This window comes from Rhodanobacter hydrolyticus, assembly GCF_044904645.1.
This window is the reverse complement of sequence record NZ_JADIKK010000008.1, coordinates 2,631,532-2,656,455: the sequence shown is the minus strand read 5'-3', so window position 1 is coordinate 2,656,455 and position 24,924 is coordinate 2,631,532. Positions and strand designations below refer to the sequence as shown.

Below are 24,924 nucleotides of genomic sequence, written 5' to 3'. Positions count from 1 at the left end.
AACGAGTACGAGGTACGCCATGAAACGCTTCCACATTGCCCTGGCCGTCGCCGACCTGGACGCCTCCATCGCCGACTACAGCAAGCGCCTCGGCCAGCCGCCGCAGGCCCTGGTCTACGGTATCTATGCGATGTGGCGCACCGACAATCTCAATTTCTCGATCCGCCAGCAGCCGGAGAAAGCCGGCCTGATCTGCCAGCTCGGCTTCGAGGACGACAGCGCGCAGGGCTTCAGCAGCAGCACCGACGTGAACGGCATCGCCTGGGAACGCTTCTCCACGCTGGAGCAGGACCTGCAGATCATCGCCACCTTCGGCGTGCCGGTGCATCCCGCGGTCGAACGCGACCTGATCCGCAATTGACGAATGCAATTCGTTATTCCGGCCTACACCGGGATGACGACAAAGAAAAGCACGCATCCACCCACAGGAACCCGACGTGACCACTTCAGCGCAGACCGCTCTCGCGGCCCCCACCCTCGACCAGCACCCGCTCGCCGGCCACGCCATGACCGGCGCGGAGGCGATCGTGCAGGTACTGGCCGACGAAGGCGCGAGCGTGCTGTTCGGCTATTCCGGGGGCGCCATCCTGCCGGCGTACGACGCGGTGTTCCGCTACAACGCCGAGCACATCACGGCCGACGGCCGCGAACCGATGCCGCTGATCGTGCCGGCCAACGAGCAGGGCGCGGGCTTCATGGCGGCGGGCTATGCACGCGCTTCCGGCAAAGTGGGCGTGGCCATCGTCACCTCCGGCCCCGGCGCCACCAACACGGTGACGCCGGTACGCGACGCGATGGCCGATTCCACGCCGATGGTGGTGGTCTGCGGCCAGGTGGCCACGCCCGCGCTGGGCACCGACGCGTTCCAGGAAGCGCCGGTGAGCAACATCATGAGTGCGTGCGCCAAGCATGTGTTCCTGGTCACCGATGTCGCGCAACTGGAAGCCACGCTGCGCACCGCGTTCGAGATCGCGCGCAGCGGCCGCCCCGGCCCGGTGGTGGTGGACGTGCCGAAGGATGTGCAGAACGCCGCGCTGCACTTCGACGGCGCCTGCCGACTGCCCATCCCCGGCTACCGCGCGCGCCTGCGCACCGTCGAGAACGCGCGACTGGACGATGCCGCCTGCGCCGCCTTCTTCGATGCGCTGATGCAGGCCAGGCGTCCGCTGATCTATGCGGGCGGTGGCGTGATCGCGGCGGAAGCAGCGCCAGCGCTGCGCGAATTCGCCGACACCTTCGGCCTGCCCGTCACCACCACCCTGATGGGCCTGGGCGCCTGCGACAGCACGGCGCCGCTGGCGCTGCACATGCTGGGCATGCACGGCACCGCCTTCGCCAACTATGCAGTGGAAGACTGCGATTTCGTGTTCACGCTGGGCGCACGCTTCGACGATCGCGTCGCGGGCGTGCCCGACAAGTTCGCGCCGCGCGCAAAGTTCATCGCGCAGATCGACATCGACCCCGCCGAGATCGCCAAGGTGAAGGCGGTGGACTGGCACCACATGGGCCAGCTGGTTCCCGCGCTGGAACGGCTCACCGCCTGGGGCCGCGCACGCGGCCTGCAACCACAACTCGCGGAATGGCATGCGCACGTCGCCGCACTGAAGCGCGACCACGCGATGAACTACGACCGCGACAGCGCGCTGATCCAGCCCTATGCGGTGATCGAGGCGATCAACCGCATCACGCAGGGCCGCGCGATCGTCAGCACCGGCGTGGGCCAGCACCAGATGTGGGCCGCGCAATACTTCGATTTCCGCGAGCCGCGCCATTGGCTCACCTCCGGCTCGATGGGCACGATGGGCTTCGGCCTGCCCGCAGCGATCGGCGCGCAGTTCGCGCGGCCCGACGCGCTGGTGATCGACATCGACGGCGACGCCAGCATCCGCATGAACCTTGGCGAGATGGAAACCGTCACCACCTACGGCCTGCCGCTGAAGATCGTGGTGCTCAACAACAGCGGCGACGGCATGGTGCGGCAGTGGCAGAAGCTGTTCTTCAAGGGCCGCTTCTCCGCCTCCGACAAGAGCCTGCACAAGAAGAACTTCGTGCTCGCTGCGCAGGCCGACGGCTTCGAGTGGGCGCAACGCCTCGACGACAAGGCGCAGCTGGAATCCACCGTCGCCGATTTCCTCGCCTTCGACGGCCCGGCCTTCCTCGAGGTGGTGATCGACCCCGATGCCGGCGTGTATCCGATGGTGGGGCCGGGCGCGACCTACGCGCAGATGATCACCGGGGATTTCATTGCTTCGCGTGGGGCGGCGCCTGTCGAAACCATCGAGGTTCCCTCGACGTCGATGTTCTGAGGCTCTTCCTTCTCCCTTCGTGAAGATGGATTCCACTCTTGAAGGTTCGCGGTTTGTCTTGCGGAGCACTGCCATGAAACACACCCTCTCCATCCTGCTGCAGAACGAATCCGGCGCGCTGGTGCGCGTGGCAGGCCTGTTCGCCGCGCGCCACGTCAACATCGACACGCTCACCGTGGCCGCCACGCACGACCCCGCGGTGTCGCAGCTCACCCTGGTGCTGCACGGCGACGAAGGCACGCTGCAGCAGATCCTGCGCCAGGTGCGCAAGCTGGTGGACGTGCTGGACGCCAACAGCCTGTCGCTGGTCGGCGGCCGCGACGGCGGCCTGCTCGCCGCCACGCCTGCATGACTGCACTGCTCGCCACGCGCGCGCAGGCCGATGACTCGCCTGCCGATCTGGACCTGCTGCGCCGCACACTGGCTGCACGGGTGTACGAGGTAGCGCGCGAAACGCCACTGGAGCCTGCCGCGCTGCTCTCCGCGCGCTTCGGCAACCGCGTGCTGCTGAAGCGCGAAGACCTGCAGCCGGTGTTCTCGTTCAAGCTGCGCGGCGCGTACAACAAGATGGCCGCGCTGAGTGCGGCCGAACGGGCTAGCGGCGTGATCGCCGCCTCCGCCGGCAACCATGCGCAGGGCGTGGCCCTGGCCGCGGCGAAGCTCGGCATCCGCGCGGTGATCGTGATGCCGGTGACCGCGCCACAGGTGAAGGTAGACGCGGTGCGCCGCTTCGGCGGCGAGTTCGTGGAAGTGCTGCTCACCGGCGATTCCTACAGCGACGCGCAAGCCGCCGCCGCGCGCATCGAGGCCGAACGCGGCCTGGTATTCGTGCATCCCTTCGACGATATCGACGTGATCGCCGGCCAGGCCACCGTGGGCATGGAGCTGCTGCGCCAGTTGCCCACGCCGCCGGGAGCGGTGTTCGTGCCGGTAGGCGGCGGCGGCCTGCTCGCCGGCGTCGCCGGCTACATCAAGACGCTGTCGCCGCAGACGAAGGTGATCGGCGTGCAGGCGGCGGATTCCGACGCGATGGCGTGTTCGCTGGAAACCGGCGTGCGTATGGCGCTGCCCGAGGTGGGCCTGTTCGCCGACGGCACTGCGGTGAAGCAGGTGGGCGCGCTCACCTTCGAGCTATGCAGCCGCCACGTGGACGCGATGCTGCGCGTGGACGGCGACGCGATCTGCGCCGCGATCCGCGACGTCTACCAGGAAACCCGCAGCGTGCCCGAACCTTCCGGCGCACTGGCGCTGGCCGGGTTGAAGCAATACGCCACGACCCACGAGCTGCGCGACGCCACGCTGGTCGCCATCGTCTCCGGGGCGAACATGAACTTCGAACGGCTGCGCTTCGTCGCCGAACGCGCCGAGGCCGGCGAACAGCGCGAAGCCCTGTTCGCGGTGACCATCCCCGAGGAGCGCGGCAGCTTCCGCCGCTTCTGCGACGCACTGGGCCGGCGCAGCATCACCGAGTTCAACTACCGTATCGGCGACGCACGGCAAGCACACATCTTCGTAGGCGTGCAGACCGCCAGCCGCGACGAGCGCGCCGCCGTGGTGGCCGCGTTCCGCGCGCAGGACTTCGCCGTGCTCGACCTCAGCGACGACGAACTGGCCAAGCTGCACCTGCGCCACATGGTGGGCGGCCGCTCACCGCTGGCGCAGGACGAACGCCTGTACCGTTTCGATTTCCCCGAGCGCCCCGGCGCGCTGCCCGACTTCCTCGCGCAGCTGCACCCGGACTGGAACATCAGCCTGTTCCACTACCGCAACCACGGCGCCGATCAGGGTCGCATCCTGGTCGGCATCCAGGCGCCGGCGGATGAACAGGCCGCGTTGCAAAGCTTTCTCGAATCGCTGGGCTATCCGCACTGCGACGAAAGCGACAACGCCGCCTACCGCCTGCTGCTGCGCAGCTGACAACACACCCCTATCGATCCCCGGAGCACGAAACCCATGCCTGCCTACCGTTCCCGCACCACTACCCACGGCCGCAACATGGCCGGCGCGCGCAGCCTGTGGCGCGCCACCGGCATGAAGGACGGGGACTTCGGCAAGCCCATCATCGCGGTGGCCAACAGCTTCACCCAGTTCGTGCCCGGCCATGTGCATCTGAAGGACCTCGGCCAGCTGGTGGCGCGCGAGATCGAAGCGGCCGGCGGCGTGGCCAAGGAGTTCAATACCATCGCGGTGGACGACGGCATCGCCATGGGGCACAGCGGCATGCTGTATTCGCTGCCCTCGCGCGAGCTGATCGCCGACAGCGTGGAGTACATGGTCAATGCGCACTGCGCCGACGCGCTGGTGTGCATCTCCAACTGCGACAAGATCACCCCCGGCATGCTGATGGCCGCGATGCGCCTCAACATCCCCGCGGTGTTCGTCTCCGGCGGCCCGATGGAATCCGGCAAGGCATTGGTGAAGGGCACGCAGAAGGCACTGGACCTGATCGACGCCATGGTGGCCGCCGCCGACGACAGCTACAGCGACGCCGAAGTGGCGACGATGGAACGCTCGGCCTGCCCCACCTGCGGCTCCTGCTCCGGCATGTTCACCGCCAACTCGATGAACTGCCTCACCGAAGCGCTGGGCCTGGCGCTGCCCGGCAACGGTTCGGTGCTGGCCACGCACGCCGACCGCGAGCAGCTGTTCCGCCGCGCCGGTCATGTCGTCGTCGAACTCGCGCGCCGCTGGTACGAGGGCGACGACGCCAGCGTCCTGCCGCGCAGCATCGCCGACCGTGCCGCATTCGAGAACGCGATGAGCCTGGACATCGCCATGGGCGGCTCCACCAATACCGTGTTGCACCTGCTGGCCGCCGCGCGCGAAGGCGGCGTGGATTTCGGCATGGCCGACATCGACCGCCTCTCGCGCCGCGTGCCTTGCCTGTGCAAGGTGGCGCCCGCCAAGAGCGATGTGCACATGGAGGACGTGCATCGCGCGGGCGGCATCATGGGCATCCTCGGCGAACTCGACCGCGCCGGGCTGATCGACGCCACGCGCCCCACCGTGCATTCGCCCTCGATGGGCGACGCGCTGACGCAGTGGGATATTGCCCGCAGCAGCAATGAAGCCACCCACCACTTCTACCGCGCTGCCCCCGGCAACGTGCCCACTCAGACCGCCTTCAGCCAGTCCGCGCGCTGGGAAACGCTGGACACCGACCGCGAGCGCGGCGTGATCCGCTCCGCCGAACACCCCTTCAGCAAGGACGGCGGCCTCGCCGTGCTGTTCGGCAACCTCGCGCCGGAAGGCTGCATCGTGAAGACCGCGGGCGTGGACGAATCCATCCTCGTCTTCCACGGCACCGCCAAGGTCTACGAAAGCCAGGAAGCCGCCGTGAGCGGCATCCTCGGCAACAAGGTGAAGGCCGGCGACGTGGTGGTGATCCGCTACGAAGGCCCGCGCGGCGGCCCCGGCATGCAGGAAATGCTCTACCCAACCAGTTACCTCAAGTCGAAGGGCTTGGGCAAAGCCTGCGCGCTGATCACCGACGGCCGTTTCTCCGGCGGCACCTCGGGCCTGTCCATCGGCCACGTCTCTCCGGAAGCCGCCGAAGGCGGCCTGATCGCCCTGGTCGAAGACGGCGACCCCATCGCCATCGACATCCCCAATCGCGGCATCCGCCTCGACCTGCCGGAAGAAGTCATCGCAGCGCGCCGTGCCGCGATGGAAGCGCGCGGACGTGCGGCGTGGAAACCCCTGGATCGTGCGCGACCGGTTTCGGTGGCGCTGCAGGCCTATGCGGCAATGGCGTCGAATGCGGCAAACGGGGCGGTGCGGGATCTCAGTCGGCTGGGCATAGCACGCGCCGACGAAGCGACAGCCTGAACACGGCAACGTCCCGGCTTTTGCCGCCATGCCCGCGCAAGCAGGCATGGCGTCGACTCTTCAGCGCCGCCATCGATCCACAAATACGCTGCCCCACCCCCAACCGTTCGTCCTGAGCGTAGCGCAGCGAAGTCGAAGGACATCAGCGGCATCTATTCGCGACCCGCCGCCATAAACCAGGCCTCAGCCGCCTTCGACCACGTCCAGCTCGAACACGTGGTTGTCGTAGTCGTCGAAATACAGCGCACTATCGCCGCGCGCCATCAAGCACGCGATGCCTGCCGCACGCAGCCGCTCCGCACAGGCCGCGAACTCGGCCTTGTCCACCGCGAAAGCGATGTGGTCGCCGTTGCGCGTGGCCGGCGGTTCGCCGCGCACCAGCACCAGGCAGACGCCACCCAGCCAGACCAGGGTGTCGTGGTCACCCTCGCCGGGCTCCACCCGCGCGTCGTCGAACACTTGCGCAAACAACTGCGCACTGCGCGCGGGTTCGCGCACCACCAGGGCGATGTGATCGAGAGACTTGGGCATATCGGTCTTCCTCCGATGGTACGGAACATCAGATCCGCACGCCGAACCGCCCCAGCACCCACGTCAGCACGAAATACACACCGACGGTGATAAGGCACGAAAGCCCCAACGCCGACCAGAACCCCACTCCGTTACGGAGCAAGGCCGGCAGTATCAGGAACAGCGGCAGCGCCGCGATCACCATCCAGAAGATGCCGTGCGACAGCGATGCGATCGCCGCGACGTTGCCCGTATCGCGCCAGATCCAGATGAACGCCATCAGCGACGTCAGCGGCAGCGACGTGAGCAACGCGCCCCAGAACGAACTGCGTTTTCCCAGCTCCGACACGGCCACGATGATGAGGGCCGACACGATGACCTTAAATGCGTACTGCAGCATGGCTCGTCGTCTGCCGTGGCGAGGGAAAAGCATCGTAGAACGTGGCTTGCGTGAAGGCGATATGCCGTCGCCGCGCTGGCCTGGGCTGATCCATGCCTAGCGCACTTTCTCCCTGGGAAGCCGGCTCTGGTCGGACGTTTGAGGTGGGGCGGCCGAGATGCGAACTGCGTCGGCCGAGCGCCGAGCTCGGGTTCCCGAGCAAATAACTCGGCGCTCCGAGAAAAGAGCTCGGCGCGCCGAGTCCTACAGCTCGGGCCGCCGAGATAAAAGCTCGAAACGCCGAGCTTTTTGCTCGACGCGCCGAGCAAATTTCTCGATGGGCCGAGCTGAGAGCTGCACAGGTCGAGAAAAAAGCTTGTCGGCCCGAGCTATTTTCCTCACGGATCGAGCTGACAGCTCGGCGGTTGCAGCTCCGAACTCGGCACACCGGGCAGCCTTCACCAACGAAACCACCCACCCGACTGTATCTATCACCGATTACTGACAACCAGCCTTCCGGCCTGGCGCAACGAGTTTCATCTTCCCTAGCGGAACCACACCGACGGCGAACATCGGTTCACCTCCCGTAATCCAGCTCACGTCATACGACCAAAAGACAAGCAGCCCATCACCCTTGTCATAGCGGCTAAGGTCGCCAAATCGCGGCTCCAGCTGGGCATCGCCCTCTATGTGTCCACCTGCCTTGATCTTGATTCCAGTAGCTGGGAAATCAGCGATTGGCGACTCTTCCTTTAACGGGACGCCGCTTATTTTGCCGCCAGGATAGAGAACGAGACCTAAGGTATTACCCGCCCATGGGAGTTCACCGAGGGGGACTTCGATCTCGTGATTCGTGCAATTCCAGACCTGCATCTTGAGAAGATGCCGTCCTCCCTCAAGCACCACGCCTGATGACAGCACGGTGATGCCATGCCCTTGAGCGGCAACAACGGGTGAAATAAGGCCCAGCAATAAAGCAAGAAATGCCTTCATAGAATAGAGACTCCTTAATCCCGTCGCCCCGCCGACCTGCTCCAAGCTACAACGCCTCCAGGTCAGTCGTCTTTTGATCCCCAAGGACCTTTCGTAACCGTACCCCTGGTTTCAGCTTCCCTTCTATACCTGCGTGGTTCTGCCGGGCGCGGAGGCTTGGCTGATTTGCGGCGCTCCGCCAGCGGGATCGGAACGAGCGCCCACGCCTTGCCACCGTCGAGCGCGGCGCTGGGCGCCAGGTTGAATGCGTACTGCAGTATGGCTTCGTCGTCTGACGTGGCGAGGGAAACGCATCGTAGAACGGGGCTCGCGTGAAGGCGATATGCCGTTAGGCCGTCGACCCCTGTTTCTCAAACACCCACTTCGTCTTGACGCTTCCTCTCACGCTTCGAGGCCTTCCAAGCTCGAAAGCTATCGGCAACGAACTGCAGTCGGGCGCGTTGTTCGACACTAAGCGGGGCATCTTTCGCTTTGCGAAGAAGCGCTTCAAACATATAGCCAGATCGAAAGAAATAAGGTCTTAGTTCAAGAAAGCAGATGGCCGCCTCCATCGTTTCCGGATCACCAGCGACAAGGCGATCCCTTGCACCTTTATATCCACCCGGGAATGACAGCTCGTCATATCGACGATGGAAGTCCTCGCAAGCTCGCTTCCACTCCTCGCGCCTCTTCGGGCTTACGTCCCTAAAGGCAAGCGTCTCGTGGATGCGCCCATGAAGGCGGCGCACCTCTTCAGCGTTACCTTCGATCAGCAGCTTGATTTGGTCGGATGGATGCGGCACGCGACTACCTTTGTCCAGAGCGACTACGCACGAATCAAAACTGTCCGCTATTGGTTGAAAGCGGACACTTCACTCGTAAATTGCGGCGATTTCACCGAACTCCATCTCAGCTGCAGTTCGTACCAGCGCCGGATACGCGAACCAGTACTGACGCCGCGTTGCATCGGTTACAAACTCTTTTCCGTATTCCTCGGTCGCGTGCCGTCGCTCCCATGTGCTTAATGGACTCCGATCGAGATGAAGAAGGGCCCGTCTGTGCCTCGTCATGAGGCTCCTAAATTTACCAACAGACACGATGCCGAAGCGCGCCAACTCCGGAACAAGCTCATCGAACGGAGCATCTCCAAAGTCGTTTTTCTTCGGGAAAATGGTAGCCATGACTCGATGGATTGCCTTGCCCGTAAGGGGCCTGGCGTACACGGATTGTCTGGCTGAGAGCCTTTTCATTTCCTCTCCCTCGCCTATCGGAGCGGTCTGCTTTGGGTCGAAAGCGGACATATTCATTTAGCTGCGGCAGCCTACCCTTTGTCAGGTTTCACCAGGCCAAGCGCGCTGAGTTGATGCTCAAGCGCCTTCACAGAGCCCCACGGCAGGATGGGCGAATTCTGCCTTTCATCTGGTGGATTCTGCAGCAGCCCATCAGACCAACCGCCGCAACCCGCGAGGGGCAACAAGGGCCGGCGATGAAGCCAGGCAAGGCAAACCTCCGAGATCGTGCCGGCGCGGCCCCCGATGACAATGCACGCGTCACCGGCGAGCGCCATGATCAGATTTCTTGCATCGCCCATTCCACACGGTATGACGATCGTTGCCGGCCAGTCCGGTGGCGGCATGTCGGCATCGGTGATGATGCTGGCGACCAGCCCGCCAGCAGCCTGAGCGCGCTGCGCCGCTATGCGGGTCGCAGGACTGCCGCACCCGCTGACTACGGTAATCCCCAACCGGGCGAGCAGTTGCCCCGCGTCTCCTGCCAGGTCGTATGCCCTGGATCCAGGCTCCGCACTTCCCAGCACACAAACCTGAGGCCTACGGATGCCAGTAGTCATATGTGTCCTTGTGCTTGCACATGTCGGCGATGTCCGCTTCGGGTCGAAAGCGGACCTTACGACTCCGACGGTAGCAGGCCATTTGCCGCAAGCAAACGTGCCAGAACGGCGTGACCGAAAGCGGCCAACTCTTCCTCCGGAAGATCCAGTGAAGACAGCTCTTCCCGCTCGTAATCCTTGAACGCCACAAAGACTTCGTGCCGCCATGGACCCAACTCACCTGGCGCTAGATTCCTGATGTCGTCCAGCACTACCCGAAGGCGCCCATCAGACAATCTCAGCAAGCTGCAGGCGACGCCGTGTTCACCTCTTTTCTTTGCGTTGCTAACCACGCCGTCTCCTTGTTGGTCGTACATGTCCACTATGCATGCCTTGAGCAACGTTCCCGGAGTCGATCAGCCAAGTTTTCAGCGACCGCTCCCTCTGGAAGCCCAATCAGAAAGTCGCACTCAAAGGCCGAGTCCATTCTTGACGCAACTGGTACGCTCCCCGTTTTCAGGTTGGACGGCTATGAGATATCAGTGCTAGAGAAGGGAGGAGGGGCTATAAAATCATCTTGAACTTCTTTCCAAAGCTCCCCGCTCTCGGTGTAATAACGAAAGCCCTTCGTATGTTTACCGTTGTCAAAGACACCTTCCTCCATCAGCAGACCATTGGCCCACCACGTCCTGTAGCTTCCGTGGAATTCCCCATCCTTGAGGTTAGCGTCTAGTCTCAACGACCCGTCCGCGCGCCATTCGTGAATTACACCGTTGCCATCACCATTGCGGAACTCCATTTCAGAGAACAGGAATCCACTTTCAAGGAAAAAACGACGCCAACCCTCTTTCAGTCCGTTGACTTCGGACCATTCTTCTTTCACTTGGCCGTTTGGCCAGTGTCTTCTGCAGATAATCGGTTCTTCGTTGCACATGACGCGACCTTATTCATGTCCTTCGCTGACCACCTTGGTAGCGCAGTGGGACTTCCTTTCATGCAAAGGCCATACCGGCCCCTCGCACGCACCATGCACGCGAGGCAGGATGCAGACTAGAGTTTTCGAGAAAATGCATTCTTTCTCCTGTTTTCGCCTCCATCACGGGCGGCGTGATCCAAAACACTCTTTCTTCATGCTCTCAAAATGGCCGAATGGAAAGCATCGATCCATTTCTATCTTCGAATATGGAGCTCTATTCTCCACCGCCTTCCTCAACCAATAATAGGCCCGCCTCCAATCCATTGGATCATCACTGCCTGAAAGAATATTGTACTCATTGAATTGCGCGCCCGGATCCCCATTTTCGGCACCGATGAGCGTCCAGTATTTATATTTCGGGTCCATATTCTTCTCGTACATGTAGTACTCCATCAACTGCCAGGCAGCAGTAGCATCTCCCCATAAGGCAGCCTTTGACAGAACATCAACGCTGCCACTCATGGGAATAGGGGAAGTGCTCGGTTGTGAATTCGCACCCTGTTGCGCCTCTCCCGTGAAAAGGAAAGCAAATCCAATCATCAAAGCACAAATCATAATCAGCCCCCTGATGGGAATTGGACGAATTTACCTGGCCTCGAATAATCAGACTGCTTGGTATGGCGCCGGGGAGCAGGTCAGTGCGAGCAGTCCGGCGCGTCGTTAGAAAATCATTCCAGCCGTATCCTCGGCCGTTTATATGATATGCGAACCGCCACTCCTTCAGAGAAATATATGACAAATTCGGCACCCGCTGGCTTAATCGTGCTAACTTCAAAAGACCATACATCATAAGAATTTACCAAATAAGCATTGTCTTTTTGCTGTGAGTCAATGACGAACCATGATTCATTGTGGCTGCTAATTACTTCGTGAACTCGTGATGAATGATTGTCAGTTACAATCTTTTTCAGATTAGCAAAAAGACTATCGCATGAATCGCCGATAGAGATTGATGGAGGAGCGCTAACCAATCCCAGCACTTTAATCGCACTCACTTTACAATTTGTAATTGTGTAAATCACCTTCAGATTGTGCATGTCATCCAGTTCTATCGACCTCCCATTTCCAATGGGCGCCAAAGCATCAAAATTTGAATAATCGAAGTACAGGGATGGATTCAATAATGGACGAATTGCATGCACATGTTTTTGTTGTGCAATCAAAAAAATATCCTTCTTGGTCATTCCGATTGAAAATCCTTCAATTTCCCCACTCGTAATATCCCTTGAATCAATAAACATTGAATTTGTGCAACTTGCACAAATGATAATAATGGCCGCCATAAAAACCGCGCCACCAAGAACCTTAACCCGCTTGAATCCACTCATAAATTTTCTTCCTATGGGAAACGAGGGGTCACGTTTGAGGCCACGCACTGCACGCAGCGCCCTTTTAGAACTAATGGCACATGGTGTCTCACGTCAACAAGGAAATTCTTGCGACGCCCCTGCTTGCCTCACGCCATCTACTAAAGATGGTGGTCCGCATCACCACAATGGGCAGGGGATTCATAGCGCAATGATCAGGCATTAACAGAATGGCTGACAGCTGTTTCCGAAGTACTAAAAAAATAGCGCCAGGGACAATCGAGTCCTCTCGCGAATGCGACACCTCTCACCTCCCAAGCAAGATGTCACCGATCACGGCGCCCCACCAGCCTTGGCCGTGTAGCCATCATCCAGCGCGCCAAGGAAGGCGATTACGTCGGCGATCTCACGCGCGTCGAGCGCAGGCTTGTCGCCAGGCTCACGATCCATCGGCGCATCGCTGTGATCGACGTTGCCACGATAGCGCAGCGGCAGGTCGTCGAACTTCCGCACCCTGCCGCCCACCACCGGATACCACTTCCGCGGATCGGTGTCGCGCCCGACGTAGAAATGCATCATCGCGTCCAGCGTGTGGAAATAGCCGTTGTGGAAGAACAGCTGGCGCGTAGCGACGTTGCGCAACGTTGGTGTCTTGAACATGCCGCAGTACTGCGTCTGCGTGGCGAGATCCTTCCGCTTGGGGCCGCACAGGCCCAGGTCGTAGTAGCGCGGATCGCGATTGGCCGGAATCGCCCGGTTGCGCGGCACACCCAGTGCCTCGTAGGAGTAATCAGTGAACGCTGCCGGTCTCCCGCCAGGTCCCGGCGCATCGATGTGGCAGGAGGCGCAGTTGCCTTTCTTCGGGTCATTGAACAGCGCGTAGCCGTGCAACTCCTGCGCGGTGAAGCGGGCATGGCCCGACATCACCGCGTCGAACTTGCTGGTGTAGGGGTGGAAGCTCGGGTCTTCGATCTGGAAAGCTTCCAGCGCTGCACCGACGTCGTCGAACGCCTGACGCGGATGTTCGAACACACCTGCGCCAAAGGCCTGTTCGAACTGATGCGCGAACACGCCGTCGCGCACCGCGACGACCACGGCCGCAGGCGTCGCATTGGCCATCTCGTCCGGATCGAGCAAGGGGTTGGCCGCCTGTTGCCGGCGCGAGGCCGCTGCGCCGTCGCGACCGAAGCCGCCCGTAGGCCCTTCGTATTCGGCGTCTTCGGAGCCGGGGGTGAAATAGTTCAGGCTGAACAGCGGCGTATTGTCCAGGTAGCGTAGCGAGGGTACCGCGCGCGTGCCCGCGTGGTGCTGGTCCCGGCCACCGGGTTGTACTGCGCGTCCATCCGGCGGCCCATAGGCATGCGCGGGGTCGTGGCAGCTGGCGCAGGACGTGCGCCCCGAGGCGGACAGGGCCGTGTCGAAGAACAGTCGTCGCCCTACTTCCGCCTGCGGACTCAACTGCGACGGCACGGACGGGTAACGCACCCATTGGCGAATGGCGGCATCGCGCGCCGTGTCCATCGATGCAGCCGCGTGTTCGCGTGCGACCACCGGAAAGCAGGCACCCGCGATGCCCGTGGCAGCAATCGCCAGCACCACGACAACTGCCGCCCTGATCCAACCGGGTCCGCTGCGAGGTTTCTTTATCCGCCCACCCTGCATGGCTTAGCCCAATGCGCGCCCGTCGCCCGCGGCGCGATACCTGCTCAGAACTGGAACAGTGACATCAGGTCGTCCACCGCCGGACCGTTGATCGGTCGGTACGGATGACCCACCTTGGCCACCGGATCCGGCAGATTGTCGCGGCTGCGCGGCGACAGCGGCGGCAGGCGCCAGTTGCGTTCGATGAATTTCAGGATGGAGGCATGATCGCCGTATGCGTGATCGACCACGCCTTTGCGGGCGTAAGGAGAGGCCGCCAGCATCGCGATGCGCGGGCCGTCGCCGAAGAAGTCCACCGTCTGGATGTAGCCGGTGTCGAAGTGTCCGCCGCCTTCGTCGGTGGTGATGAGGATCGCGGTATGCGCCCACAGCGCCGGATCGGCCTGCACTTTGGCCAGCAGGTCCTTGAGGAAGGCTTCGTAGCTGGCCGGCGCCGAGTAGCCTGGATGACCGCTGTCGAAGCCCATCGGCACCACGAAGGACACCGCCGGCAACGTGTGGTGGGCGAGGTCGCTGTCGAGCGTGGCGAGGCCGGCAAGGCCGGACTTCAGCGCCGGGTCGCCCATCACCTTCGACGACGCCACCAGCGGATCGCCGATGTTGTTGTACTGGAGCATCTGCGCCTTCGCCACCGATACGTGCCATGCGGATGCTTCCGCCGCGACGTCGGCTGTGTCGCGGCCGCCGGTGTACCACTTCCAGCTCACGCCGCGCTTCGCCAGCGCCTCGGCGATGGTCGGCACGGTCTGCGGCGGGTAGGTGTAGTTGTCCGGACCGATCGGTTCCGGCCGGCCGTCCATGTCGTAGCCAGGGTTGTAGTTGTTCACCAGGTAGTAGGCGCCGGGCGCGCACTTGCTGGGGATATGCCGCGCGTCGAGGAAGGCGCGGATGGCGGCCACGCCGGGCTGCTTCGGATCGGAACAGTCCACGTAGGAACCGCCCGAATAGCCGTCGCGGGTATAGAAGTTCGGCGTGCCCGGCATCGGGTCCGGATTCTCGATCTGGTTGGCCGGCGGCACGGCGAGCTGGCCATCTTTGTTGAAGAACGGCGCGTCCGCCGTGGCGATGGCGAAGAAGTTGGCGCCGGTGCCGCCCATGATGGACTGGTGGTAGTTGTCGCTCAGCGCATAGTGCTGAGCCAGCGATCGGAACAACGGCGCGTCGCCGGCGGACATGTTCATGAAGCCCATCAGCTCGCCGCCCTGCGCCGGGTTGGCCGGACTCACGCCCTTGGTGTCGCCGCCCATGCCGGTGTTCGCCGCCACCCAGGTGAACATGTCGAGCCGCGCGTTGTCGCCACCGGTCTGCTGCCACATCTGGAAGAAGCGGTGCACCGGATCACCGGTCACCACGGTGGCCGCGAGGCCGTCCTTGCCAGCGTCGCGGTACGGCACGTAGCGGGTGATCTGGAACGGGCCGTTGGGGAGGTTGCCAGGGAAGCGCGTGTCCGGCGTGCCGACAGCGTTCTCGAAAGTGACCGGATCCATTTCGCCGATCTGCAGCGGCTGCGGCAGCGTGGCGTAACTGCCCGCGCGTTCCGGCTGCAGGGTGTAGGCCTGCGACGGCGTGCCCTTGCTCTGCGCGGCCAGCGCGAAATTCGGTCCGGGCGTGCCGTCGGCCTTGATGATGCCTTCGGACAGCAGGTTCTTCACCGATTGCCCGGGCGCCGGCACGTAGCCGCCGAACAGGCCATCGAAGGTCTGGTTCTCGCCGATCACCACGATGACGTGCTGGATCGGCGTGGTGGTCGCTCCCTGCGCAAGGGCCAGCGCCGAAGCGGCCGCACGCGCCGGCACCGCCGCGGACGGCGCGCCTTGCGCGGGAACGGAGACGACGGCGCGGTCGGCATCGCTGCCCACGCTGACGGTGCCATGGCGCATATCGAAGTGGACGACCGAGAACAACGCAGTCCATGGATTGCCGGCATCGGCATGGGACGACGTGCCGCCGGCACTATCATTCGCCGCATCGGCCGGCACATGGAACGCCGCGTACAGCGGCGCGAGCACACCGGCGACATCCTTGTCCGCATTGGCGATGCGCACGGCATCGAGGCCGGTCATCTGCACCGTATCCGGTGCGCCGTCCAGCACCGCGCCCAAGGCACGCTGGGTTTGCAGCGTGGTGACCGGATCGAGGTTCACCACGGCCGATGCCTGCCCCGCCGCGGGCGAGAAAACCGCGGACAAGGTGGCCGGCGCACCATCGTCATCGCCAGATGGCGCGGTCAGCACGAAGGGGCCGACGCCATCAAGGACGAACGAAAAGCGGCCCTGTGTATCCGTCACCACGGACACCACGCGGCGACCCGCATGATCCGTTGCCGTAACCGGCACGCCAACCATCGGCACCGCGCCACCGACGGCGCCGTCGACGGCGACATGGCTTCGAACGGCTTGCGGGTGACAGGCGGTCAGCGACAGCAGGAGGGCGATTGACAACAGGCAACGCTTCATCGGCGATCTCGGCAGGCGAATGGACATCCGCCGCGGGGCACGAGGCCGGCGGCGGATGCACGGTGGAAACGGTCATGCATGCTCGCGTCCGGGCGCAACCCGAAGCCCCCCACGCGGTCCATCACGGACCACCCTATCGCAAGCATGGCGGCGGAGGGTCGTCATGCTGGTCAGGCTTTGTGAAACTCCGCTTGCGTCCACGTGACCGCGGCATGGCACGGTGCGCACCCATCCGCTACTTGGCGGCAAGCTGTCATCTGCCATGCACATTGGAAGAGTGTGCGCGATCCGCCCGCGACCATCCATCCACCACGCCATGGCTGCAAGAAATCGCGGCCTAGACCGAACCGCCCGGGCAGCTAGCCGCCGCCACGCGACTGTAACCCGCGCCAGTCACGCTTTCGACATTGCCGGATCGGCTGGCTTCGGGTGGCCCTCGTGTCGTTCTTGTCGCGTATTCGCCGTCATCCCATGACGATCAACCTGGTGGCGGGCAGCGCCGCGTTCCTGGCGTATGCGTCGATGTACGCCTTCCGCAAGCCGTTCACGGCCGCCACGTTCGAAGGCATGCACCTCGCCGGCGTGGACTACAAAGTGTGGCTGGTGATCGCGCAGGTGATGGGCTACATGCTCAGCAAGGTGCGCGGAATCACCTGGATCGCGGAAATCCAGCGCCAGCGCCGCGCACGCACGCTGGCAGGGTTGATCGGCTTTTCGTGGCTCGCCCTGCTCGGCTTCGCGCTGGTTCCCGCGCCATGGAACATCCCCTTCCTCTTTCTCAACGGACTGCCGCTGGGCATGGTGTGGGGCGTGATCTTCGGCTACCTCGAAGGTCGCCGCGGCACGGAACTGATGGGCGCCTGCATGTGCGCCAGCTTCATCGTCGGGTCGGGCGTGGTGAAGTCGGTGGGCACCTGGCTGATGGTGAGCTGCCACGTCAGCGAATTCTGGATGCCGTTCGCCACCGGAGCCGCGTTCGTCGCGCCGCTTTGCCTGGCCACGTGGATACTCGAACACCTGCCTGTACCCGATGCCGCCGATATCGCGGCGCGCAGCGTGCGCATTCCCATGGACGCGGCGGCGCGGCGCGCGTTCCTGGCGCGCTTCCTGCCCGGCATCGCGATGATCGTGATGGCCTACGTGGCGCTGACGGTCACGCGCGATTTCCGCGACAACTTCGCGGCGGAGATCTGGGCCGACCTCGGGCGCGGCGGCGACGCCTCGGTGTTCACCGAAACGGAGGTGCCGATCGCCATCGCCGTGCTGATCATCACCGCCTTCACCATGGCCGTGCGCGACAACCTCCGCGCGCTGATGCTCAACCACGCGCTGATCTTCGGCGGCTTCGCCATCGCCGTCTTTTCGACCTGGCTGCACCGCCACGGCATGATCGATCCGGTGGGCTGGGTCGGTTTCAGCGGCTTCGGTCTCTATCTGGCCTACGTGCCATACAACGCAACGTTCTTCGAGCGCATGCTGGCGACGTTCCGCGTTACCGGCAACGTGGGCTTCATGATGTACATCGCCGACAGCGGCGGATACATGGGCAGCGTGCTGGTGATCCTGGTGAAGGAATTCGGCGGCATGCACCTTTCGTGGGCATCGTTCTATGCCGACACGGTGATGACACTGTCGGGCATCGGCATGTTGATTACCCTGGTGTCGGCGCTCTACTTCTACGAGAAGGCGCGACGCGCGAAGGTACCGGTGGCGCTGCCGGCGGCGGCTTGAGGCATAACGGTTCTGGAGCTTTTCGAACTCCGAGCACCTCGCGCTGAGTCGTTTGCATGCAAGCCAGGAAGGCACGAGGAAGAGCTGAAATGAATGCCTTGCTCCTCGCAGCTCTGGTTGAAGGCGTTGCACAACAGCAAGCCGATATCCAATAGCGGCCGCGCGAGTCCGAGCCATTTCGCCACTGAATGATTCGCTACCCTCACCCCTCCGAGGCCGCCCTTCGGGCGTTCTACGCGCTGCGCTTGTCCGGCCTACGCCGGAATGACGAGCATATGAGAAGCCGGTTTCATTTGGCCCTCAGTTCCCAGATACGGCGCGGCGTGGACGTGCCGTCTATCGTGTAGGCGGGAGCAGTTCCCATACCCTCGACACAGCCCGCTGGTAGTTCGGGCGGATCGAACCAGGCCGTTTCTCTGGGTTACTTCTCTTGACTCCGGGCATCCTGTCCTCCGCCCTTCGGGTCAGCTTCGCCGTTCGCCACCGCTCCTGCGGTGGCGTGGGCCAGCAAAGAGAAGTGACTCGAGCGCCGGCAGGCGATCGAAACCGCCTTGTTCCTTGCTACAACAAAAGCTTCAGCGAATGAAAAATCACTCGCGATAACGCACCAGCGCATCGCCAAGCATCTCCCTGAGCGGAGCCAGCTCAGCGGCATAGTTCGTCCACTGGCCAATGCCATCGCGAAAAATAGGCCGCCGCACCTGCTCGGAACTCGCCGTGCGCACACTGCGCGCGGTCTTGTGGAATTCCAGACAACCGGGTTCGAACGGCAAGCCGCAGAAATCCAGGATGCGGTGCACGCTGCCTTCCAGATCGTCCACCACGTCCTCGTGATGCACGCGCAACACACGCCCCGGTAGCACCGCGTCCCAATGCCGCATCAGCTCGAGGTAGGTACGGTAGTAACGCGCGATGTCCTCGATGCTGTAGGTGAACTCCTGGCCGCTGGCGAACAGCTGCTTGAAATTGCTGAAGCAGCAGGCCATCGGCTCGCGCCGCGCATCGATGATCTTTGCGTTGGGAAGCATCAGGTGGATCAGGCCAAGGTGCCGGAAGTTGTTCGGCATCTTGTCGATGAAATACGGCTTGCCGCTGCGGTAGATACGCGTGTCGTGGAGATACTTCGCGCCCAGCCTGCGGAATTCGTCGAACGATAGGTCGGCCAGCACGCCGGGATAGCGGGGATCGTCGAGGTCGGGGTCGCGCCCCTGCAGGTCGAGCGCGATGCGCGGGATATCGCCCAGCTCCTGCGTGCCCTCGACCTGTGAGTGCGAGGCGAGGATCTGTTCGATCAACGTGGAGCCTGCGCGCGGCAGGCCAACGATGAAGATGGGGTCCGCACTCGGATCGCCGGCGCCCGCGCGGCCGGCAAAAAATTCGCGCGTGCAGACTTCGATCTGCTTGCGCGTATTCGTCTCGAAAATCTCAGGGCGATAACCGCTCTCGGAGCGCTTGAGCGCATTGCCGCGTTCGTAGTGCTGCCACGATCCGACATGGTCGCCACGATCCTCGAGCGCCTTGCCCAAGGCGAAGCACAGGTGGTAGCGGTCGGCGAGCGCCGTGGCCGGCGATGCTTCCCCGCTGCGCATGCGCGCGATCTCGTCGTCCGAAAAGCGATAGGTCTTGAGGTTGGCGAGACTCCAATACGCATCGCCGAAGTCGGGGCGCGCTGCCGTGGCGGCACGGTAGGACTCGATGGCCTCGGCCTGCTGCCCCTGCGTTTTCAGCGCATGCGCGAGCGACAGGTGCAGGTCGGCTGCGCCCGGCATGTCGCGCAGAAGCTCGCGGTACAGGGCGATGGCGCGCTCGTGTTCGCCAAGGCCTACGCTCGCACTGGCGTAGAGCGCGCGGTAGTCGAGATGTTCGGAATCGATGGCGAGCAGCTTTTCCGTTTCCTCGCAGGCCCGCTGGTACAGGTGCCGCGCGAAGAGTACCTGTGCGTAGTCGAAGCGTGCCATGTGGTAATCGGGTGCCAGCTTGAGCACGGCTTCGAGCAGAATCTCGGCATCGTCGAGCACCTCGCGGGCCAGGCCGATGCGCGCGAGCAGGCGCATGCCTTCCACGTCGTTGCCGACCCGCAGCAGGTAGGGACGGATGGTGTGCTCGGCGTGCCCGAGGTCGCCGTCCGAGAACAGGCTAGTGGCGCGGACTACTTCGGGCGCCAGTTTCTTGAGTGTCGCGACATGCGCACCGGCGGTCGTTGCATTGGCGGCGTCGCCGGTCATGCGGTACAGGCCTTCGAGCAGGTTCCAGCTCGAAGGCAAGGCGGGATTGGTGTTGACCCCGCGCAGCAAGGCGTCGATCGCACCAGGCGCATCGCGCTTGACGACGTAGCAGTGGCCGCGCTCCTCGTGCAGACGGCTGAAGTGGGGATGCCACTGTTCCATCCGCGCCAGCGTCTGCAGCGCCGCATCGGTCATGCCGAGGTAGCGCTGGCTCCTGGCGATGAGGTACAGCACGTCGCGATGCTCCGGCATCTCCGCGGCAAGCGCTTCGGCTGCCTGCAAGGCTTCCGCGTAGCGTCCTTCCGATTGCAGTTGCTGCGCACACCGGATGGCGTGTTCCGCCGAGGTCGGAAGCGGATCGGCTGCCTTGGCATTCATGACGGAATACAACCTCAAAGAATACGACCTTAAAAAAACGGGGTGGGCTTGCGCCCACCCCAATTCTACTTTCCTGCCCGGGGAGACAAGCAGGTCAGAACTTGAAGCCCACCTTCACGCCGATCACGCGCGGATGGATCGGCACCTGCGACTCGATGAACTCGGCCGACGAGGTGAACGTGCTGGCGTGGCTGTTGCCGAGGTTGGTGCCGAAGATCGACATGTTCCAGTTGTCCTTGGCCACGCCGATCGACGCATCGTAGGTGGTATAGGCGGCCTGCAGGTAACGCAGCTCCACCGTGGTGATGTCGGTCACGCCATCGCCGCTCGGGTAGGTGGCCGGCTGGTTGTACATCGAACCCATGTGGCTGGCGCCGACCTGCCAGAACGCCTTGTAGTCGCCCGCCAGCGTCCAGTCGTAGCGCAGGCGCAGGTTGTACTGCGAGCGCGGCGAGAAGGCCGGCACGCTGCCCACTTCGCCGAACGGGTTGGCGAAGGACGACACCGCGCCTGCCGCGCCGGTGGCGACGATGCAGGAGTTGTAGGCGGCCGAGCCTGGAATGTTGTCGACCAGGCAGGGCGAGTTGGTTTGCTTGGCATGGTTGAGCGAGGCCGAGCCCATCAGCGACAGGCCGTCGGTGATGCGCGCCTGGAACTGCAGTTCGCCGCCGTCCACCTTGTAGTTCGGCCCGTTGACCGCGAAGGTGGTGTTGCCCAGCACCAGCGGGTTGAAGAACTGCATCTGCACGTTGTTCCAACGCATGTCGTAGATCGAGGCGTTGAGCAGCAGACGGTCGTCGAAGAAGGTGGACTTGAAGCCGATCTCGTTGTTGGTCAGCGTGTCGGGCGCGTAGCTGGTCGGCTTCTTGTACTGCGGCACGCCGTCGAGCTTGGCCACCTCGGAGGTAGTGCGGTTGAAGCCGCCCGGACGGAAGCCCTGCGAGAAGGTGTAGTACAGCATCATGTCCGGCGTGATGTTCCACAGCAGGTTCGCGCGGCTCTTGAAGCCGTGGTAATCCTGGTGGTAGTTCATCACCGAGTCGTTGCCCACGTAGGTGCCGTTGGGCACGTTGACCTGCGCGGCGGTGGTGTAGAACTCCGTGCCGGTCTGCCACTCGGAGTAGTGGTAGTAGCGCGTGCCGGCGGTCACGGTCAGCACGTCCGGAACGATGTCATACGACAGCGAACCAAAAACCGCTTCCTGCTTGTAGCCGCGCTTCTCGACTTCGCCGAACGCGGTGTTGTCGGGCATGACGATGCCCGGCGATGACTCCGCGTCGGCCACGCAGGGATACCCGCCGGCCAGCGCGGCGGTGAGGTTCGCCGGCGTGCAGGACGGGATCGTCTTGTAGTTGAAATCCATGCGGTCGTTGATGTTGAAATCTTCGTAGTACAGGCCGCCGATGGCGCGCAGGCGGCCGTCTTCCGGCGTCATCAGACGCAGCTCGTGGCTCTGGTGCGTGCTGTTGACGTGGTCGTTCCAGTAGCCGACCGGCGAATAGCAGATCGGCTTGCCGGCGCTGGACAGGCCGGCCGAGGTGCCGGTGCACTGGTAGTACATGCCGCCCGCGCTGCGCGAGTAGCTGGTGTAATCCTGCTGCTCGCTGATGCGGCGATTGGTGTATCCGCCCGTGTACACCAGCGAGAGGTCGCCGATCTGGCCGTTCAAGGTCCAGGCGGTATTGGTGAAATGGTCGTTGTTCCAGGCCGGCACGAACGAGGTGATCTGGTCGGTACCGAGCTTCTGGCCGTCCGTGCCGGTCGGGTAGGTCGAAGACTGGCCGTTCGCGTCCAGGTTCTGGTAGCTCTCGGCGATCAGGAAGTTCCAGTCGTCGTTGATCTTCCACAGCGCGGACAGGCGTGCGCCCTGGTAGTCGACCGGATTCCAGTTGTTCTGCGCCACGGAATAGTTGTTGGTGCCCGCGGCGCTGCCGGCGGCCACGTAAGGTGCCATCGCGCCGCCGCCATCGGTGGCCTGGCGCGTGTAGGTGCTCGGCACGTTGTCGATGTAGCCGCCCTGATGATCGTTGTAGATCACGCCGCGCACGGCGAGCGTGCCGGGGATGATCGGGAAGTTCAGCACGGCGTTGGCCGAATTGTTCGGGCCGCCGCCGGCCGTGGCGCCGGCACTGGCCTCGGCGCTGCCGCTGACCTTGTCGAGATTGGGCTTGTTGGTGATATAGCGCACGGCACCCGCCTCGGCGCCGCCGCCGAACAGCGTGCCCTGCGGGCCTTCGAGCACCTCGAGGCGCTCCATGTCGACCATGTAGATGTCGAGGTTGCGCGCCGGGAACTGCATCGACTGGTCGTCGAGGTACACCGCGACGTTCGGGAACGGTGCAATCGACGCACTGGACTGGTTGCCGAGGAAACCGGTGCTGAGGCCGCGCATGTAGATGTTGCCCTGGCCCGGACCGTTGGTCGCGAAAGTCACGTTGGGCAGGTACTTGATGACGTCCTGGAAGTCCTGGACGTTCATCTGCTGCAGCGTGGCGCCGGTGAATGCCTGGATCGTGATCGGCACCTGCTGGATGTCCTGCACCGTGTGCTGCGCCGTCACGTTGACCGTGCCGAGCGTGGCTGCGTTGGCCGCGCTGGGCGTGTTGGCCGCGTTGGAGTTGGCGGACGCGGTAGCCGGCTGAGTCGCCGGGGCGGGAGGCGTGGTGGTGTCGGCGTAGGACACGCGACTGACCGCGAGCGCGGCCAATACCGCGCAGGTGATTGGATTGATCTTCAAGATGGCATCCCCTCAAGGGTGTATTAACGGAAAAGTGCCGGCGCAAAGGCCTGATGCTGCAACCCGGGGAAGGCTAGGGAACGGCGATGAAACGCCTGTGACTTGGCCTAGCCAAGTTCGTCGGCTGTCTATGCCTTTGCCGGTGTGCATGGCTTCGCGAATGCGCACGGCTGCGGGAGATCTTTCGCGCACGCGAACGAGGGCGCGCGCTTCGCGTGGAAGCGCGCATGAAATTGCGCGGCGTGATTGGTGTCGCGTGACTGCTCGCACGGGCCGGTGGTCCGCTGTTGTCCTGAAAAGCGATGCGTGCGGACGGGACGATCGAAAATGAAAAAGCAGGGTTTGATCCCTGCTTTTTTCACGATGCCCATTCCAGCTTGCCGTCATCCACCGCTTTCGATACATCGGACGAAGCATTCGAAAACGGCCTGCGGCATTCATGCCGCCTGCAAGACCGGCGAGGTAACCGGGTCAGAAAGCGCGCTGCCCACCCACCCAGACATTGCGCACGATTGGCAAACCACCCACCTCGCGCATACGCACCACGTCGGCGCGCATGCCGGCCTTCAGCGAGCCGCGATCGCTGAAGCCCAGTGCCTTCGCCGGATTGCGGCTCACCGTCGCCATCGCCCTGGGCATCGACCAGCCGGCCTGCGCATGCAACAGGAAGGCGCCGTGCAGCAGGCTGGCCGGGACGTAGTCGGACGACAGCATGTCCAGGCGATCGGTACGCGCCAGCTCCAGCGCCGCGACATTGCCGGAGTGCGAGCCGCCGCGCACGACATTCGGCGCGCCCATGATCGTGGTGAGTCCATGCGCATGCGCCGCATCGGCGGCTTCCTGCGTGGTCGGGAATTCGGAGATCGTCACGCCGATGCGTTGTGCGTGTTCCACTTGCCGCGCGTCGGTATCGTCGTGGCTGGCCAGCACCACGTCGCGGCCGTGGGCCATGGCCAGCACGGCGCTTTCATGCCGGGCGCTGTAGTGCGCCTGCTGTTCGGTGCGGCGCTTCACCACGTCGGCGAACTCGTCTTCCGTCCAGGTCATGTGGTTCTTGCTGTAGTACTTGCGGTATTGCGCAAGGTCGCGGTACTGGCGCTGGCCCGGCGTGTGGTCCATCAGCGAGACCAGCCGCACGCTGCCATGGTCCATCAGCGGTTCCAGAGTTTCCAGCAGGCGTGGATAGGCCAGTTCGCAGCGCAGGTGGATCCAGTGGTCGGCGCGCAGCGCGCCGGTGGCCTGGCCTTCGAGGATGGCGTCGTAGGTGCTGCGCAAGGTGTCGATGCGCACGCTTTCCTCTTCCACGTCGCCCACCGACAGCGCGTCGAATACCGTTGTGATGCCGGCCGCGACCACCTGCGCGTCATGCGTCAGCACCGCCGGGATCGATGGCCACAGCACGCCGGCGCGCGGCATCAGGTGTTTTTCGAGATTGTCGGTGTGCAGTTCGATCAGGCCCGGGACGACGTAGTCGCCTTCGCAGTCGATGGCGTTCGGCGCCTGCGTCGATCCTTCTTCTACCAGCCGGATCATGCCGTTGCGGGCGATCAGGGTGCCGTGGATCACGCCATCGTCGAGCACGATGCGCGCATTGGTCAAAGCTAAATCGTTCATGGTGGTCTCGACGCA

The 24,924-nt window shown here is 63.4% G+C and carries 21 protein-coding genes; 6 read left to right on the top strand and 15 right to left on the bottom strand.

Going from position 1 to position 24,924, the window contains the following annotated elements; translation table 11 throughout:
• Positions 1–19: 19 nt before the first annotated feature.
• The 5 genes from ISP25_RS14585 (at position 20) to ilvD (ending at position 6,134) form a co-directional block, all read left to right on the top strand.
• Positions 20–361 carry a VOC family protein gene (locus tag ISP25_RS14585; protein ID WP_404614889.1) on the top strand — a complete coding sequence of 114 codons (342 nt, stop codon included), beginning with the start codon at positions 20–22 and terminating at the stop codon, positions 359–361.
• 145 nt (positions 362–506) lie between these two features.
• On the top strand, positions 507–2,306 hold the full coding sequence (gene ilvB / locus ISP25_RS14580) for a biosynthetic-type acetolactate synthase large subunit (RefSeq protein ID WP_404616319.1): 1,800 nt from the start codon (positions 507–509) through the stop codon (positions 2,304–2,306).
• A gap of 73 nt (positions 2,307–2,379) precedes the next feature.
• On the top strand, positions 2,380–2,658 hold the full coding sequence (ilvN, locus tag ISP25_RS14575) for an acetolactate synthase small subunit (RefSeq protein ID WP_192159339.1): 279 nt from the start codon (positions 2,380–2,382) through the stop codon (positions 2,656–2,658).
• On the top strand, positions 2,655–4,223 hold the full coding sequence (ilvA, locus tag ISP25_RS14570; RefSeq protein ID WP_404614887.1) for a threonine ammonia-lyase, biosynthetic: 1,569 nt from the start codon (positions 2,655–2,657) through the stop codon (positions 4,221–4,223). The genes ilvN and ilvA overlap by 4 nt, the downstream gene beginning before the upstream one ends.
• A 36-nt stretch (positions 4,224–4,259) precedes the next feature.
• Complete coding sequence (ilvD, locus tag ISP25_RS14565; protein WP_404614885.1) at positions 4,260–6,134, top strand: dihydroxy-acid dehydratase; 1,875 nt, start codon at positions 4,260–4,262, stop codon at positions 6,132–6,134.
• A gap of 183 nt (positions 6,135–6,317) precedes the next feature.
• Here ilvD and ISP25_RS14560 read toward each other — a convergent pair whose 3' ends face one another.
• The 12 genes from ISP25_RS14560 to ISP25_RS14505 form a co-directional block, all read right to left on the bottom strand.
• A complete protein-coding gene (locus ISP25_RS14560; protein WP_404614883.1) occupies positions 6,318–6,665 on the bottom strand; it encodes a VOC family protein in 348 nt (115 codons plus the stop codon).
• 28 nt (positions 6,666–6,693) lie between these two features.
• Positions 6,694–7,044 carry a DUF3147 family protein gene (locus ISP25_RS14555; RefSeq protein ID WP_404614881.1) on the bottom strand — a complete coding sequence of 117 codons (351 nt, stop codon included), beginning with the start codon at positions 7,042–7,044 and terminating at the stop codon, positions 6,694–6,696.
• Between the two features lie 477 nt (positions 7,045–7,521).
• Positions 7,522–8,016 (bottom strand): hypothetical protein, encoded by a 495-nt coding sequence (locus ISP25_RS14550; protein WP_404614879.1) that lies wholly within the window; start codon positions 8,014–8,016, stop codon positions 7,522–7,524.
• Between the two features lie 350 nt (positions 8,017–8,366).
• Positions 8,367–8,798, bottom strand: coding sequence for a hypothetical protein (locus ISP25_RS14545; protein ID WP_404614878.1), 432 nt, complete (start codon positions 8,796–8,798; stop codon positions 8,367–8,369).
• Positions 8,799–8,867: 69 nt separating this feature from the next.
• Entirely contained in the window at positions 8,868–9,176 is a 309-nt protein-coding gene (locus ISP25_RS14540) for a hypothetical protein (RefSeq protein WP_404614876.1), read from the bottom strand.
• A gap of 140 nt (positions 9,177–9,316) precedes the next feature.
• Entirely contained in the window at positions 9,317–9,844 is a 528-nt protein-coding gene (locus ISP25_RS14535; RefSeq protein WP_404614874.1) for an SLOG cluster 4 domain-containing protein, read from the bottom strand.
• 56 nt (positions 9,845–9,900) lie between these two features.
• A complete protein-coding gene (locus tag ISP25_RS14530) occupies positions 9,901–10,200 on the bottom strand; it encodes a hypothetical protein (protein ID WP_404614872.1) in 300 nt (99 codons plus the stop codon).
• A gap of 152 nt (positions 10,201–10,352) precedes the next feature.
• Positions 10,353–10,757, bottom strand: coding sequence for a toxin-antitoxin system YwqK family antitoxin (locus tag ISP25_RS14525; RefSeq protein WP_404614870.1), 405 nt, complete (start codon positions 10,755–10,757; stop codon positions 10,353–10,355).
• Positions 10,758–10,919: 162 nt separating this feature from the next.
• Positions 10,920–11,354, bottom strand: coding sequence for an SEL1-like repeat protein (locus ISP25_RS14520; RefSeq protein WP_404614868.1), 435 nt, complete (start codon positions 11,352–11,354; stop codon positions 10,920–10,922).
• Between the two features lie 113 nt (positions 11,355–11,467).
• On the bottom strand, positions 11,468–12,127 hold the full coding sequence (locus ISP25_RS14515) for a hypothetical protein (RefSeq protein WP_404614866.1): 660 nt from the start codon (positions 12,125–12,127) through the stop codon (positions 11,468–11,470).
• Positions 12,128–12,439: 312 nt separating this feature from the next.
• Positions 12,440–13,702, bottom strand: a complete 1,263-nt coding sequence (locus ISP25_RS14510; RefSeq protein ID WP_404614864.1) for a cytochrome-c peroxidase — start codon at positions 13,700–13,702, stop codon at positions 12,440–12,442.
• Positions 13,703–13,812: 110 nt separating this feature from the next.
• Positions 13,813–16,224 (bottom strand): alkaline phosphatase family protein, encoded by a 2,412-nt coding sequence (locus tag ISP25_RS14505; protein ID WP_404614862.1) that lies wholly within the window; start codon positions 16,222–16,224, stop codon positions 13,813–13,815.
• A gap of 471 nt (positions 16,225–16,695) precedes the next feature.
• Between ISP25_RS14505 and ISP25_RS14500 the strand changes: the two genes are divergently transcribed.
• Positions 16,696–17,955 (top strand): DUF5690 family protein, encoded by a 1,260-nt coding sequence (locus tag ISP25_RS14500; protein WP_404614860.1) that lies wholly within the window; start codon positions 16,696–16,698, stop codon positions 17,953–17,955.
• 590 nt (positions 17,956–18,545) lie between these two features.
• On the opposite strand, the gene ISP25_RS14495 is transcribed toward ISP25_RS14500, so the two are convergent.
• The 3 genes from ISP25_RS14495 to ISP25_RS14485 form a co-directional block, all read right to left on the bottom strand.
• On the bottom strand, positions 18,546–20,558 hold the full coding sequence (locus tag ISP25_RS14495; protein ID WP_404614858.1) for a tetratricopeptide repeat-containing sulfotransferase family protein: 2,013 nt from the start codon (positions 20,556–20,558) through the stop codon (positions 18,546–18,548).
• A gap of 94 nt (positions 20,559–20,652) precedes the next feature.
• Positions 20,653–23,295 carry a TonB-dependent receptor gene (locus ISP25_RS14490; protein ID WP_404614856.1) on the bottom strand — a complete coding sequence of 881 codons (2,643 nt, stop codon included), beginning with the start codon at positions 23,293–23,295 and terminating at the stop codon, positions 20,653–20,655.
• Positions 23,296–23,766: 471 nt separating this feature from the next.
• The gene (locus tag ISP25_RS14485; protein ID WP_192160050.1) at positions 23,767–24,909 is read right to left on the bottom strand and encodes an alpha-D-ribose 1-methylphosphonate 5-triphosphate diphosphatase; all 1,143 of its coding nucleotides are present in this window, start codon (positions 24,907–24,909) and stop codon (positions 23,767–23,769) included.
• Positions 24,910–24,924 lie beyond the last annotated feature (15 nt).

Excerpts from the sequence above, each read along its gene's own strand:
- ISP25_RS14525 (WP_404614870.1), bottom strand. The coding sequence starts at position 10,757 with ATGTGCAACGAAGAACCGATTATCTGCAGAAGACACTGGCCAAACGGC.
- ISP25_RS14585 (WP_404614889.1), top strand. The coding sequence starts at position 20 with ATGAAACGCTTCCACATTGCCCTGGCCGTCGCCGACCTGGACGCCTCC.
- ISP25_RS14560 (WP_404614883.1), bottom strand. The coding sequence starts at position 6,665 with ATGCCCAAGTCTCTCGATCACATCGCCCTGGTGGTGCGCGAACCCGCG.
- ISP25_RS14500 (WP_404614860.1), top strand. The coding sequence starts at position 16,696 with ATGACGATCAACCTGGTGGCGGGCAGCGCCGCGTTCCTGGCGTATGCG.
- ISP25_RS14550 (WP_404614879.1), bottom strand. The coding sequence starts at position 8,016 with ATGAAGGCATTTCTTGCTTTATTGCTGGGCCTTATTTCACCCGTTGTT.
- ISP25_RS14540 (WP_404614876.1), bottom strand. The coding sequence starts at position 9,176 with ATGGCTACCATTTTCCCGAAGAAAAACGACTTTGGAGATGCTCCGTTC.
- ilvN (WP_192159339.1), top strand. The coding sequence starts at position 2,380 with ATGAAACACACCCTCTCCATCCTGCTGCAGAACGAATCCGGCGCGCTG.
- ISP25_RS14515 (WP_404614866.1), bottom strand. The coding sequence starts at position 12,127 with ATGAGTGGATTCAAGCGGGTTAAGGTTCTTGGTGGCGCGGTTTTTATG.
- ISP25_RS14555 (WP_404614881.1), bottom strand. The coding sequence starts at position 7,044 with ATGCTGCAGTACGCATTTAAGGTCATCGTGTCGGCCCTCATCATCGTG.
- ilvB (WP_404616319.1), top strand. The coding sequence starts at position 507 with ATGACCGGCGCGGAGGCGATCGTGCAGGTACTGGCCGACGAAGGCGCG.
- ISP25_RS14530 (WP_404614872.1), bottom strand. The coding sequence starts at position 10,200 with ATGTACGACCAACAAGGAGACGGCGTGGTTAGCAACGCAAAGAAAAGA.
- ilvA (WP_404614887.1), top strand. The coding sequence starts at position 2,655 with ATGACTGCACTGCTCGCCACGCGCGCGCAGGCCGATGACTCGCCTGCC.
- ISP25_RS14485 (WP_192160050.1), bottom strand. The coding sequence starts at position 24,909 with ATGAACGATTTAGCTTTGACCAATGCGCGCATCGTGCTCGACGATGGC.
- ilvD (WP_404614885.1), top strand. The coding sequence starts at position 4,260 with ATGCCTGCCTACCGTTCCCGCACCACTACCCACGGCCGCAACATGGCC.
- ISP25_RS14535 (WP_404614874.1), bottom strand. The coding sequence starts at position 9,844 with ATGACTACTGGCATCCGTAGGCCTCAGGTTTGTGTGCTGGGAAGTGCG.
- ISP25_RS14495 (WP_404614858.1), bottom strand. The coding sequence starts at position 20,558 with ATGAATGCCAAGGCAGCCGATCCGCTTCCGACCTCGGCGGAACACGCC.
- ISP25_RS14505 (WP_404614862.1), bottom strand. The coding sequence starts at position 16,224 with ATGAAGCGTTGCCTGTTGTCAATCGCCCTCCTGCTGTCGCTGACCGCC.
- ISP25_RS14520 (WP_404614868.1), bottom strand. The coding sequence starts at position 11,354 with ATGATTTGTGCTTTGATGATTGGATTTGCTTTCCTTTTCACGGGAGAG.